Genomic DNA, 12,516 nt, shown 5'->3' with positions numbered 1-12,516 from the left:
GCGCGGCGCGTTCGGGCAAGGGGCTCCCGGAATGGGAGCTAGTCATTCTCGCAGAACCGACCGGGCCGATGCAAATCGTCCCCGGCCGGGTCAAACCGGGTCGGCGGCGGTGGTGAAGCTCTCGCCGCAGCCGCACTCCGCGGCCGCGTTCGGGTTGTGGAAGGCGAAATGCGCATTCAGGCCCTGGCGCACGAAGTCGATGCGGGTGCCGTCCACCAGCGGCAGGCTGGCCGGATCGACCAGGATCCGCACCCCGCCGTCCTCGAACACCACGTCGTCCGGGGCCTGCGCCTGCGCCATCTCGATCCGGTAGCCCCAGCCGGAGCAGCCGGTACGGCTGACCCCGAAGCGCAGGCCGACGCTGCCCGGCTCGGCCTGCAGGTAACCGCGGATGCGCTCGCGGGCGGCGTCGGTGAGGGTGATGGCCATGCGCGGATTGTAGCTCCGTTACACTTGCCGGCCTATTTCGGCATGCATGGGCGGGATTTCAAGATGACGACGATGTCGGTGGCGCAGGCACTGGCCGGACACGTGCCCGAGGGCGGGCAGGTCACCCTGCGCGGCTGGGTGCGCACCCGCCGCGACTCCAAGGCCGGGCTGAGCTTCGTCAACGTCAGCGACGGCTCCTGCTTCGCCCCGATCCAGGTGGTGGCGCCGGCCAGCCTGGCCAACTACGAATCCGAGGTGAAGCACCTGACCACCGGCTGCGCGGTGGTGTGCACTGGCACCCTGGTGAAGTCGCAGGGCCAGGGCCAGGCGTTCGAGGTGCAGGCCTCGGGCATCGAGGTCGTCGGCTGGGTCGAGGACCCGCTGACCTACCCGATGCAACCCAAGGCGCACTCGCTGGAATACCTGCGCGAGTTCGCCCACCTGCGCCCGCGCACCAACCTGTTCGGCGCGGTCACCCGCATCCGCCACTGCCTGGCGCAGGCGGTGCACCGCTTCTTCCACGCGCGCGGCTTCTACTGGATCTCCACCCCGATCATCACGACCAGCGACGCCGAGGGCGCCGGCCAGATGTTCCGCGTCTCCACCCTGGACCTGGCCAACCTGCCGCGCGGCAAGGACGGCGCGGTGGATTTCTCGCGCGACTTCTTCGGCAAGGAGACCTTCCTGACCGTGTCCGGCCAGCTCAACGTGGAAGCGTTCTGCCTGGCGCTGAGCAAGGTCTACACCTTCGGCCCGACCTTCCGCGCCGAGAACAGCAACACCACCCGCCACCTGGCCGAGTTCTGGATGATCGAGCCGGAGATCGCGTTCGCCGACCTCGACGACGACGCCAACCTGGCCGAAGAGTTCCTGAAGTACCTGTTCCGCGCGGTGCTGGAGGAGCGCGGCGACGACATGGCCTTCATCGCCGAGCGCGTGCAGAAGGATGCGATCGGGCGGCTGGAGGCCTTCATCAACGCGCCGTTCGAGCGGATCGACTACACCGATGCCATCGCCCTGCTGCAGAAGTCGGGCAGGAAGTTCGAGTTCCCGGTCGAATGGGGCCTGGACCTGCAGACCGAGCACGAGCGCTGGCTGACCGAGGAGCACGTCGGCCGCCCGGTGGTGGTGATGAACTACCCCGAGCAGATCAAGGCGTTCTACATGCGCCTGAACGACGACGGCAGGACCGTGGCGGCGATGGACGTGCTGGCGCCGGGGATCGGCGAGATCATCGGCGGCAGCCAGCGCGAGGAGCGCCTGGACATGCTGGATGCGCGCATGGCCCAGTTCGGGCTGGACCCGGAGCACTACGGCTGGTACCGCGACCTGCGCCGCTACGGCACGGTGCCGCACGCCGGCTTCGGCCTCGGCTTCGAGCGGCTGGTGGTGTACGTGTGCGGGCTGGCCAACATCCGCGACGCGATCGCCTACCCGCGCGCGCCCGGGCATGCGGAGTTCTGAAAAACACATGGACGCCGACCTGGTCCTGTTCCTGGCCCTGACCGCGTTCGCGGTGGCGATCGCCGGGGCCACCGCGTTCGTGATCTTCTGGCCGCTCGCGCTGGTGCACATCCGCGACCGTCATCCGCAGATCACCGCGGTGCTCGGGCATGGTGCCTTCCTCAAGCCGAAGGCGCTGGCCTGGCTGCTGCGCGCGCAGTACCGCGCCACCCCGGATCCCGGCCTCGCCGGGCTGGCCGCCCCGGCGCGGATCTCGCTGCTGGTGATCCTCGGCGGGCTGGCGCTGGGCGGCGTGCTGTGGATCCTCGGGCAGGCCCTGTCATGAGCGCACCCGGGCACGCGCAGTGGTGGCTGGCCACCCTCGGCCGCACCGTGGTATGGGCGCGCCTGCGCGAGTGCGAGGCCGGCACCGCCGAGGTGTTCGACTGCGACGGCAACACCCTGGCCTACGACAGCGTGGACAGCGCGCGCGCGGCGCTGCTGGACGCCGAGTTCGTCGAGTTCGACGGGCTGGACGCGGAGGACGCGCAGGCGCGCGGCTTCCTGCTGGCGGAACTGGTGCCGCCGCAGGGCGCGGACGACGCGGCCCTGCGCGCGGCGATGGTGCAGACCTTCGGCCGGGAGCGCGGCTGATGGACCTGGCGCTGCACGGCCGCCACGCGCTGGTCTGCGGCGCCTCGGAAGGCATCGGCCGCGCCGCCGCGCTGGAACTGGCCGCCCTCGGCGCCAGCGTCACCGTGCTGGCCCGGCGCGAGGCGGCGCTGCGCGAGGTCGTCGCCAGCCTGCCGCGCACGCCGGCGCAGGCGCACGCCCTGCTGGCCGCCGACCTGGCCGATGCCGAGGCCCTGCGCGCCGCGGTGGACGCGCTGGCCGCGCGCGCGCCGGTGCACATCCTGGTCAACAACAGCGGCGGCCCGCCGGGCGGCCCGGCGCACGCCGCGCCGGCCGCGGCCTACCTCGCGGCCTTCCAGCAGCACCTCATCGCCGCGCAGACGCTGGTGCAGGCGCTGCTGCCGGGCATGCGCGCGGCGCGCTGGGGCCGCATCGTCAACGTGGTCTCGACCTCGGTCTACGAGCCGATCCCCAACCTCGGGGTGTCCAATACCGTGCGCGGGGCGATGGCGGGCTGGGCCAAGACGCTTTCGCGCGAGCTCGGCGGCGACGGCATCACCGTGAACAACGTGCTGCCGGGCTATACCCGCACCCGCCGGCTGGAGCAGATCCTGGCCGAGCGCAGCGCCGCCACCGGCAAGCGCGAGGACGACGTGGCGCAGGCGATGCTGGCCAGCGTCCCCGCCGGCCGCTTCGCCGAAGCGCACGAGCCGGCCGGCCTGATCGCCTTCCTGTGCAGCCCTGCCGCCGCGTACATCAACGGCCAGTCGATCGCGGTGGACGGCGGCCGCATGCAGTCGATCTGAACGCATGCCCGAAGGCCCCGAGATCCGCCGCGCCGCCGACCGCCTGGCCGCCGCCGTGGCCGGCCAACCGCTGCTGCGCGCGCAGTTCGCGTTCCCGGCGCTCAAGCGCTTCGAGCGCCTGCTGCCCGGTAGCCGGATCCTGTCGATCACGCCGCGCGGCAAGGCGCTGCTGACCGCGTTCGACAACGGCTGGACGCTGTACACACACAACCAGCTCTACGGCGTGTGGCACGTGGCCGGCCCGGACGAACGCCCCGCCACGTCGCGCAGCCTGCGCGTCGCGCTGGAGACCCGGCGCGCGTCGATCCTGCTCTACTCCGCCTCCAACGTCGAACTCTGGCGCAGCGACGCGATCGAAACGCACCCATTCCTGCAGCGGCTCGGTCCGGACGTGCTGGAGGCGACGCTGGAAGCCGCCACCGTGGCCGCGCGCCTGCGGTCGCCCGCGTTCCGCGGCCGCGCGCTGGGCGCGCTGCTGCTGGACCAGGGCTTCCTCGCCGGCATGGGCAACTACCTGCGCGCGGAGGTCCTGTTCGACGCGGGCCTGCATCCCGGCCTGCGCCCGCGCGATCTGGACGACGCGCAGACCACGCGGCTGGCCGAGGCCCTGCTGGCGATCCCGCGCCGCAGCTACGCCACCCGCGGCATCGCACCCACCCGCCGCATGCGCGCCGACTACCTCGCGCGCGAAGGCGAGGCCTTCCGCTTCCGCGTGTTCCAGCGCGAAGGCGCGCCCTGCGAGCGCTGCGGCACGCCGATCGCGCGCATCGCCAGCCAGTCGCGGCCGCTGTTCCTGTGCCCGCGCTGCCAGCCTGCCCGCTGGTAAGCTTGGGCGATGCCACGCTTCGGACACGTGATCGGCGCCGCCTGCGGCGAAGCGACCAGCACGCGCTGGATGCCGGTGTTCGATCCCGCCACCGCACGACCGTATGCGGATGTGGCCGCCGGCGACGCCGCCAGCGTCGCGGCCGCGGTGGCCGCCGCCTGCGCCGCCGCGCCCGGCTGGGCCGCACTGCGCAACAGCGAACGCGCGCGCCATCTGGAACGGCTGGCGGACGCGCTGGAAGCACGGCTGGACGCCTTCGCCCGCGCCGAGGCGATCGACGCCGGCAAACCGCTGGCGCTGGCGCGCGAGGTCGAGATCCCGCGCGCGATCGCCAACCTGCGCTTCTTCGCGCACGCCGCCACCCAGTTCGCCAGCGAGTCCCACCACGGCGAGGCCGGCCTCAACTACACCCTGCGCCTGCCGCTGGGCGTGGTGGGCTGCATCAGCCCGTGGAACCTGCCGCTGTACCTGTTCACCTGGAAGATCGCGCCGGCACTGGCCGCCGGCAATGCGGTGGTCGCCAAGCCGTCGGAAATCACCCCCGCCACCGCCACCCTGCTCGGCGAGCTGGCGCTGGAGACCGGCCTGCCGCCGGGCGTGCTCAACATCGTGCACGGCCTGGGCGCGGACGTCGGCGAACCGCTGGTGGCGCACCCGCAGGTGAAGGCGGTGTCGTTCACCGGCAGCACCGCGGTGGGCCGCCGCATCGCCGGCATTGCAGGGCCGCAGCTGAAGAAGGTGTCGCTGGAACTGGGCGGCAAGAACGCCACGCTGGTATTCGCCGACAGCGACTGGCGCGCCCACCTCGACACCCTGGTGCGCAGCGCGTTCCAGAACAGCGGGCAGATCTGCCTGTGCGGCTCGCGGCTGCTCATCGAGCGTGCGATCTACCCCGAGTTCCGCGACGCCTTCGTCGCCCGCGCCCGTGCGCTGCGCATCGGCGGCCCGCTGGAGGACGGCGCGCAGCTGGGGCCGATGGTGTCGCAGGCGCATTTCGACAAAGTGATGGCGGCGATCGAACGTGCGCGCGCCGAAGGTGGCCGGGTGCTGTGCGGCGGCGCGGCGGTGGCGCGCGCCGGCTGGTTCATCGCGCCGACCGTGATCGAAGGCCTGGGGCCGGACTGCGCCAGCAACCGCGAGGAAATCTTCGGCCCGGTGGCCACGCTGCAGGCGTTCGACAGCGACGACGAGGCGCAGGCGCTGGCCAACGCCTGCGACTACGGCCTGTCCGCCAGCGTGTGGACGCGCGACCTGGCCCGCGCGCACCGCTTCGGCGCCCACCTGCAGGTGGGCATCGTGTGGATCAACGGCTGGCTGCTGCGCGACCTGCGCACGCCGTTCGGCGGCACCGGTGCCTCCGGCCTTGGCCGCGAAGGCGGGCTGGAGGCCATGCGGTTCTTCACCGAGCCGCGCAATGTCTGCCTGAACCTGTGAGCCGCACATGCCCCGTCCCGGATCGCTGCCACATGCCACCCCCGACCGGACCGCGCAGGTCCGCCGCGAATACCGGCGGGGCGAGGCATGAGCACTGACCGCAGCGCCCCCGACGGGATCGAGGCCGCCGGCGCCCCGCGCGCGGTCGGCCGCTACCCGCACGCGCGCCGCGCCGGCGGATTGCTGTTCCTGTCCGGGATCGGCCCGCGCGACCCGGCGACCGACGCCGTCCCCGGCAACCGCTACGACGCCGCCGGGTGCCTGGTCGGCTACGACATCCAGGCGCAGACCCGCGCCGTGTTCGCCAACGTGCGCGCGGTGCTGCAGGCCAGCGGCGCGCGCTGGGAGGACCTGGTGGACGTGACGGTGTACCTGACCGACATGGCGCGCGACTTCGCCGCCTACAATGCGGTGTGGGCCGAGCACTTCCCGGACCCGGCGCGCGCCCCCTGCCGGACCACGGTCGGGATCAGCGCCCTGCCCACCCCGATCGCGATCGAACTGAAGTGCGTCGCGCTGCTGAAGGAGTGAGGCCATGCCCCTGCCCGGCCCGATCGACCTGATGGCCTGGATCGACGCCCACCGCCACCTGCTCAAGCCGCCGGTGGGCAACAAGTGCATCGTCGACGGCGACTACATCGTGATGGTGGTCGGCGGCCCCAATGCGCGCACCGACTACCACTACGAGGAAGGCCCGGAGTGGTTCTACCAGCTCGAGGGCGAGATGGTGCTGCGGGTGCAGGAGGACTACGACGGCCAGCGCGGCACGCTGCGCGACATCCCGATCCGCGCCGGGCAGATGTTCTACCTGCCGCCGCGGGTGCCGCACTCCCCGCAGCGCATGCAAGGCGGGGTCGGGCTGGTGATCGAGCGCAAGCGCCTGCCGCACGAGGACGACGCGCTGATGTGGTTCTGCGTGAACTGCAACCACAAGCTGTACGAGGAATTTTTCCATCTGGTGGACATCGAGCAGGATTTCTTCCGCGTGTTCGAGCGCTTCTACCGCGACGACGCCCTGCGCACCTGCACGCAATGCGGCACGCTCAACCCGCGGCCGCAACGCTACGAGATGCAGGGCGGCGAAGGGGCGGTCACCTGACCATGCTCAAGATCGACACCCACGCCCACTACCTGCCGCGCGACTGGCCGGATCTGGCGGCCAAGTACGGCGATGCCCGCTTCCCGGTAATCCACCACGGCGAGGACGGCCGCCACCGCATCTACAAGGACGGCAGGTTCTTCCGCGAGATCGGCCCCAACACCTGGGATCCGGCGCTGCGGATCGCCGAGTACGCCGCGTTCGGGGTGCAGGTGCAGGTGCTGTCCACGGTGCCGGTGATGTTCAGCTACTGGGCGCGCGGACACCAGGCGCTGGAGCTGCACCGCGCGCTGAACGACCACCTGGCCGCGACCTGCCGCGCCCATCCGCGCCACTACGCCGGGATCGGCACGGTGCCGCTGCAGTCGCCGCCGCTGGCGGTGCGCGAGCTGGAGCGCTGCATGGACGAGCTCGGCCTGCAGGGCGTGCAGATCGGCTCGCACGTGGGCGACTGGAACCTCGACGCGCCGGAGCTGTTCGAATTCTTCCAGGCCGCCAGCGACCTGGGCGCGGCGATCCTGGTGCATCCGTGGGACATGATGGGCAGCGAGTCGATGCCCAAGTACTGGCTGCCGTGGCTGGTGGGGATGCCGGCCGAGCAGGCGCGCGCCGCCTGCTGCCTGATCTTCGGCGGCGTGCTGGAGCGCCTGCCGAAGCTGCGCATCGCCCTGGCGCACGGCGGCGGCAGCTTCCCGTACACGCTCGGGCGAATCGAGCACGGCTTCCGCATGCGTCCGGACCTGGTGGCCACCGACAACTTCCGCAACCCGCGCGAGTACCTGCCGCGCCTGTACTTCGATTCCTGGGTGGCGGACGCGGCCGCGCTGCGCTACCTGCTGGAGACCTGCGGGCCGACCCAGGTCATGCTCGGCACCGACTACCCGTTCCCGCTCGGGGAGCCGCACCCGGGCGAGCTGATCGACACGCTCGCGCTGGACGCGGATGCGCGCGCCCGCCTGTACCACGGCACCGCGCTGGAATGGCTGGGCCTGCCCGCCGCGCGCTTCGCATGACGCAAGCGAGCATCCGATGACCGAGCTGCTCTCCGACGCCCACGCCGCTGCCCTCGACGCGGCCGATCCCCTGCGCGGCTTCCGCGACGAATTCCACCTGCCGCTACAGGCCGGCATGCCGCTGGCCTATTTCGTCGGCAATTCGCTCGGCCTGCAGCCGAAGGGCGCGCGCGCGCACGTCGAGCAGGTGCTGGAGAAGTGGGCCACCGAAGCGGTGGAAGGCCACTTCACCGGAGAGGCGCAGTGGATGGACTACCACGCGCTGGTGCGCGACGGCCTGGCGCGGGTGGTCGGCGCGCAGCCGTCGGAAGTGGTGGCGATGAATTCGCTGACCGTGAACCTGCACCTGCTGCTGGTGAGTTTCTACCGCCCCACCCGCGAGCGCCCGGCGATCCTGCTGGAAGCCGGGAGCTTCCCCTCCGACCGCTATGCGCTGGAATCGCAGGTGCGCTTCCACGGCTTCGACCCGGCCACCGACCTGATCGAAGTGGAGCCCGACGCCGAGGACGGCACCGTCTCGCTGGCGGCGATCGAGCGCGCCATCTCCCTCCACGGCCCGCGCCTGGCGCTGGTGCTGTGGCCGGGCGTGCAGTACCGCACCGGGCAGGCGTTCGACCTCAAGGAAATCGCACGGCTGGGGCATGCGGCGGGCGCGGTGGTCGGCTTCGACCTCGCGCATGCGGTGGGCAACCTGCCGCTGCAACTACACGATGCCGACGCCGACTTTGCGGTGTGGTGCCACTACAAGTACATGAACGCCGGTCCCGGCGCAGTGGCCGGTGCGTTCGTGCACGCACGCCACGCCCACACCAACCGCCCGCGCTTCGCCGGCTGGTGGGGGCACGATCCTGCGACCCGGTTCGCGATGGGCCCGCAGTTCCTGCCCACGCCCGGCGCCGACGGCTGGCAGCTGTCGAATCCGCCGATCCTCGCGCTGGCGCCGCTGCGCGCCTCGCTGGCGCTGTTCGAGCGCGCCGGCATGCACGCCCTGCGCGCCAAGTCCGAACGCCTGACCGGCTACCTGCAGGCGCTGATCGACGCCCACCTCGGGCCCGCGCTGCAGGTGCTGACCCCGCGCGACCCCGCGCAGCGCGGCTGCCAGCTGTCGTTGCGGGTGCGCGGCGGGCGTGCACGCGGCCGCGCCCTGTTCGAGCACCTCGCCGCGCGCGGCGTACTCGGCGACTGGCGCGAGCCGGACGTGATCCGGATCGCGCCGGTGCCGCTGTACAACACCTTCGCCGACGTGCTGCGCTTCGCGCGCGCGGTGAGGGAGTGGGCGCATGCCAGCTGAAGCGCGTGCGGCGACGGTGATCGGCGGCGGCCTGGCCGGCGCGCTGCTGGCGATCCTGCTCGCCCGCCGCGGCTGGGCGGTGGAGGTGTACGAGCAGCGCCCGGATCCGCGCGTGCACGGCTACGCCGGCGGCCGCTCGATCAACCTCGCGCTGGCCGAGCGCGGGCTGCACGCGCTGCGCCTGGCCGGCGCGGACGCCGCGGTACTGAAGCAGGCGGTGATGATGCGCGGGCGCTTCGTGCATCCGCTGCACGGCACGCCCGGCCTGCAGCGCTACGGGCGCGACGACACTGAGGTGATCTGGTCGATCAACCGCGGCGAATTGAACATCGCGCTGCTCGACCTCGCCGAGTCGCACGGCGCGCGCCTGCACTTCGGGCATGCGCTGGAACGGGTGGACTTCGAGGCGCGGATCGCACATTTCCGCACCGGGAGCGGGTCGCAGGCGCGTCCGTTCCACGCCCTGCTCGGCGCCGATGGCGCCGGCTCCACCCTGCGCGCCGAGATGGCCCGGGTGCAGCCGCTGGGCGAGCACACCGACTGGCTGGACCACGGCTACAAGGAGCTGGAGATCCCGCCGGCCGCCGACGGCGGCTTTCGGATCGAGCCGCACGCGCTGCACATCTGGCCGCGCGGGCAGTACATGTGCATCGCCCTGCCCAACGACGAGCGCACCTTCACCGTGACCCTATTCCTGCCGCACGCCGGCCCCTGGCCCTCGTTCGCCAGCGTGCCCGACGGCGCCGCGGCCGAGGCGCTGTTCGCCGCCCAGTTCCCGGATGCGCTGCCGCTGATCCCGCGCCTGCGCGCGGACTACGACGCGCATCCGGTCGGGCGCCTGGGCACCCTCACCCTCGAGCGCTGGCACCTGGACGGGCGCGCGGTGCTGCTGGGCGATGCCGCGCACGCGATGGTGCCGTTCCACGGCCAGGGCATGAACTGCGCGTTTGAGGACTGCGTGGCGCTGGCCGCGCACATGCACGCGGCCGCCGGCGACTGCGCCGCGGCGTTCGCCGCGTTCGAGGCCGAGCGCAAGCCGAACGCGGCGGCGATCCAGCAGATGGCGCTGGAGAACTACATCGAGATGCGCGACCGGGTGGACGACGCCGACTACCTGCTGCAGCGCCAGCTCGAGCTGGCGCTGCAGAAGCGCCATCCCGGGCGCTTCGCGCCGCACTATGCGATGGTCAGCTTCATGCGCATCCCGTACGCGCAGGCGCTGGCGCGCAGCGAGCTGCAGCGCGGCCTGCTGCAGCAGGCCACCCGCGGCATCGCGACCCTCGCCGAGGTGGACTGGGCGTGGCTGGATGCGCAGATCGCGGCGCGCCTGCCGCCGCTGACCGAGGCCGAGGTGCGCGGATGAGCGCGAGCTTCCTGTTCTACGACCTGGAGACCTTCGGCACCGACCCCGGGCGCAGCCGGATCGCGCAGTTCGCCGCGATCCGCACCGATCTCGAGCTGCAGCCGATCGGGCCGCCGATCGACTTCTTGGTGCGCCCGGCGGACGACCTGCTGCCGAGCCCGGCGGCGGCGATGACCACCCTGCTCGGCCCGCAGCGCGCGCTGCGCGAGGGCGTGGGCGAGGCCGAGGCGTTCGCGCGGATCGCGGAGGAAATGGGCCAGCCGGGCACCTGCAGCGTCGGCTACAACTCGCTGCGCTTCGACGACGAGTTCATCCGCTACGGCCTGTACCGCAACTTCCACGACCCCTACGAGCGCGAATGGCGCAACGGCAATTCGCGCTGGGACCTGCTGGATGCCCTGCGCCTGATGCATGCGCTGCGCCCGGACGGGCTGATCTGGCGCAGCCGCGAACCGGAGGCGCCCGGCACCAGCTTCCGGCTCGAGCACCTGGCCGCGGACAACGGCCTGCGCGAGGGCATGGCGCACGAGGCGCTCAGCGACGTGCGCGCGCTGCTCGGCCTGGCCCGGCGCTTCCGCGCGGCGCAGCCGAAGCTGTGGGACTACGCCCTGCGCCTGCGCGACAAGGCCTATGCCGGACGGCTGCTGGAGCCGGCCGCGGCGCAGCCGGTGCTGCACGTGTCCTCGCGCTTCCGGCCCGAGCACCACTACGCCGCGGCGGTGCTGCCGCTGGCGCGCCATCCGCGCTACGAGAAGCAGCAGGTGATCGTGTGCGACCTCGCCGCCGACCCGACGCCGCTGCTGGAGCTGCCGGCGGAGGCGATCGCGGCGCGGGTGTTCACCCGCCGCGACGACCTGGCCGACGGGGTGGCGCGCATCCCGCTCAAATGCGTGCACCTGAACAAGTCGCCGGCGCTGGTGCCGTGGACGGCGCTGCGCGCACCGGACTTCGCGCGCCTGGGCATCGACCCGGAACGGACGCTGCGGCATGCCGACCGGCTGCGCGCGCACGCCGCCGAGGTCGCCGAGAAGGTGCGCCGGGTGTATGCCGGCCGCGAGGACGACAGCGGCGAGATCGACGTGGACCAGGCCCTGTACCGCGGTTTCCTCGGCGACGGCGACCGCCGCCTGCTGGCGCAGGTGCGCGCCACCCCGCCCGAGCGCCTCGGGCAGACGCACTTCCCGTTCCGCGACGCGCGCCTGCCGGAACTGCTGCTGCGCTACCGCGCGCGCAACTGGCCGCACACGCTGTCCGCCGGCGAGCGCGCGCACTGGGACGCCTACCGCCGGCGCCGGCTGCTGCAGGATTCGGGCCTGTCGGAACTGGACTACGTCGGCTACCAGGCCGAGATCGCGCGCCTGCGCGCCGAACATGCCGGCGACCCGGCGCGGCTGGCGCTGCTGGACGAGTTGCAGGCCTGGGGCGAGGCGCTGCGCGCCGGCCTCGGCTGAGCTTGCCGCCGCGGCCGGCGTGGCGCAGGATCGCGGCGTCGCCCACCGGAGGCCCCGCATGTCCCGATCCGCCCGCCGCTGGCTGCTGGCCGCGCTCGCCGCGCTGGTCCTGGCGCTGTTCGGCTACCTCGCCGCCGGCCCGTACCTAGCGCTCAACGGCCTGCGCCGGGTGGTCGCGGCCGGCGAGTACGACCAGTTGTGGCGCTACGTGGACTTCGCGCGCCTGCGCGAGAGCCTGCAGCCGCAGCTGCAGGCGCGGATCGTGGACGGGCTGGCGCAGCGGCTGGGCGAGCGCGCGGATGCCCAGATGATCGGCGGAGTGACCGCGGTGATCGCGGCCCCCGCGGTGGAGGCCTTCGCCTCCCCGGCCGGGATCGCCATGCTCCTACGCGGCAGCGCCCTGCGCCCGCGCGCGGACGCAGGCGCGGCGCCGACCGACGGCGGCACGCGCAAAGCCCCGTTCGATCCGCTGCGCGACGCGCGCACACGCTGGGAATCACCCTCGCTGTTCACCGCGACCGTGCCGAGCGCGGAGGGCAAGCCGGTCGTGTTCGAGTTCCGCCGCAGCGGGCTGGAATGGAAGCTGGCCGGGATCCGCCTGCCGCCGCTGGACTGAGCAACCGTCTTGGCAGTCAAGCGTGATGAAGAGTCAAGTCCCAGCTGGAGCGGTGCCTTGCAATGGCATTGAGCACGGTCAGCAGCTTGCGCATGCAAGCCACGAGGGCAAC

At 72.5% G+C, this 12,516-nt stretch carries 14 protein-coding genes; 13 read left to right on the top strand and 1 reads right to left on the bottom strand.

From position 1 onward, the window contains the following. Nucleotides 1–90 precede the first annotated feature (90 nt). Nucleotides 91–429, bottom strand: coding sequence for a HesB/IscA family protein (locus ML340_RS10445; protein WP_240099388.1), 339 nt, complete (start codon nt 427–429; stop codon nt 91–93). A gap of 63 nt (nt 430–492) precedes the next feature. Between ML340_RS10445 and asnS the strand changes: the two genes are divergently transcribed. From asnS to ML340_RS10380, 13 genes are all read left to right on the top strand, one after another. Next, entirely contained in the window at nt 493–1,893 is a 1,401-nt protein-coding gene (asnS, locus tag ML340_RS10440; protein ID WP_240099386.1) for an asparagine--tRNA ligase, read from the top strand. Between the two features lie 19 nt (nt 1,894–1,912). Beyond that, nucleotides 1,913–2,218 carry a hypothetical protein gene (locus ML340_RS10435; protein ID WP_425608315.1) on the top strand — a complete coding sequence of 102 codons (306 nt, stop codon included), beginning with the start codon at nt 1,913–1,915 and terminating at the stop codon, nt 2,216–2,218. Next, on the top strand, nt 2,215–2,526 hold the full coding sequence (locus ML340_RS10430) for a hypothetical protein (protein WP_240099382.1): 312 nt from the start codon (nt 2,215–2,217) through the stop codon (nt 2,524–2,526). The genes ML340_RS10435 and ML340_RS10430 overlap by 4 nt, the downstream gene beginning before the upstream one ends. Then, on the top strand, nt 2,526–3,311 hold the full coding sequence (locus ML340_RS10425; RefSeq protein ID WP_240099380.1) for an SDR family oxidoreductase: 786 nt from the start codon (nt 2,526–2,528) through the stop codon (nt 3,309–3,311). Before ML340_RS10430 ends, ML340_RS10425 begins: the two co-directional genes overlap by 1 nt. Before the next feature lie 4 nt (nt 3,312–3,315). Continuing rightward, nucleotides 3,316–4,137: an endonuclease VIII gene (gene nei, locus ML340_RS10420; RefSeq protein ID WP_240099378.1), complete on the top strand. Its 822-nt coding sequence runs from the start codon at nt 3,316–3,318 to the stop codon at nt 4,135–4,137. A gap of 9 nt (nt 4,138–4,146) precedes the next feature. Then, nucleotides 4,147–5,571: an aldehyde dehydrogenase gene (locus ML340_RS10415; RefSeq protein WP_240099376.1), complete on the top strand. Its 1,425-nt coding sequence runs from the start codon at nt 4,147–4,149 to the stop codon at nt 5,569–5,571. 87 nt (nt 5,572–5,658) lie between these two features. Further along, complete coding sequence (locus ML340_RS10410; RefSeq protein ID WP_240099374.1) at nt 5,659–6,102, top strand: RidA family protein; 444 nt, start codon at nt 5,659–5,661, stop codon at nt 6,100–6,102. Nucleotides 6,103–6,106: 4 nt separating this feature from the next. Continuing rightward, nucleotides 6,107–6,670, top strand: coding sequence for a 3-hydroxyanthranilate 3,4-dioxygenase (locus ML340_RS10405; RefSeq protein ID WP_240099372.1), 564 nt, complete (start codon nt 6,107–6,109; stop codon nt 6,668–6,670). A 2-nt stretch (nt 6,671–6,672) separates the two neighbouring features. After that, nucleotides 6,673–7,683 (top strand): amidohydrolase family protein, encoded by a 1,011-nt coding sequence (locus tag ML340_RS10400; protein ID WP_240099370.1) that lies wholly within the window; start codon nt 6,673–6,675, stop codon nt 7,681–7,683. A gap of 16 nt (nt 7,684–7,699) precedes the next feature. Continuing rightward, nucleotides 7,700–8,974, top strand: coding sequence for a kynureninase (kynU, locus tag ML340_RS10395; protein WP_240099368.1), 1,275 nt, complete (start codon nt 7,700–7,702; stop codon nt 8,972–8,974). Further along, nucleotides 8,964–10,337 (top strand): FAD-dependent oxidoreductase, encoded by a 1,374-nt coding sequence (locus ML340_RS10390; RefSeq protein ID WP_240099366.1) that lies wholly within the window; start codon nt 8,964–8,966, stop codon nt 10,335–10,337. The genes kynU and ML340_RS10390 overlap by 11 nt, the downstream gene beginning before the upstream one ends. Further along, a complete protein-coding gene (gene sbcB, locus ML340_RS10385; protein ID WP_240099364.1) occupies nt 10,334–11,788 on the top strand; it encodes an exodeoxyribonuclease I in 1,455 nt (484 codons plus the stop codon). The genes ML340_RS10390 and sbcB overlap by 4 nt, the downstream gene beginning before the upstream one ends. Nucleotides 11,789–11,846: 58 nt before the next feature. Then, complete coding sequence (locus ML340_RS10380; RefSeq protein WP_240099362.1) at nt 11,847–12,404, top strand: DUF2939 domain-containing protein; 558 nt, start codon at nt 11,847–11,849, stop codon at nt 12,402–12,404. Nucleotides 12,405–12,516: the final 112 nt, after the last annotated feature.

This window comes from Thermomonas flagellata, assembly GCF_022419185.1.
Classification (GTDB): Bacteria; Pseudomonadota; Gammaproteobacteria; order Xanthomonadales; family Xanthomonadaceae; genus Thermomonas; species Thermomonas flagellata.
This window is presented reverse-complemented; position numbering and strand designations above follow the sequence as displayed.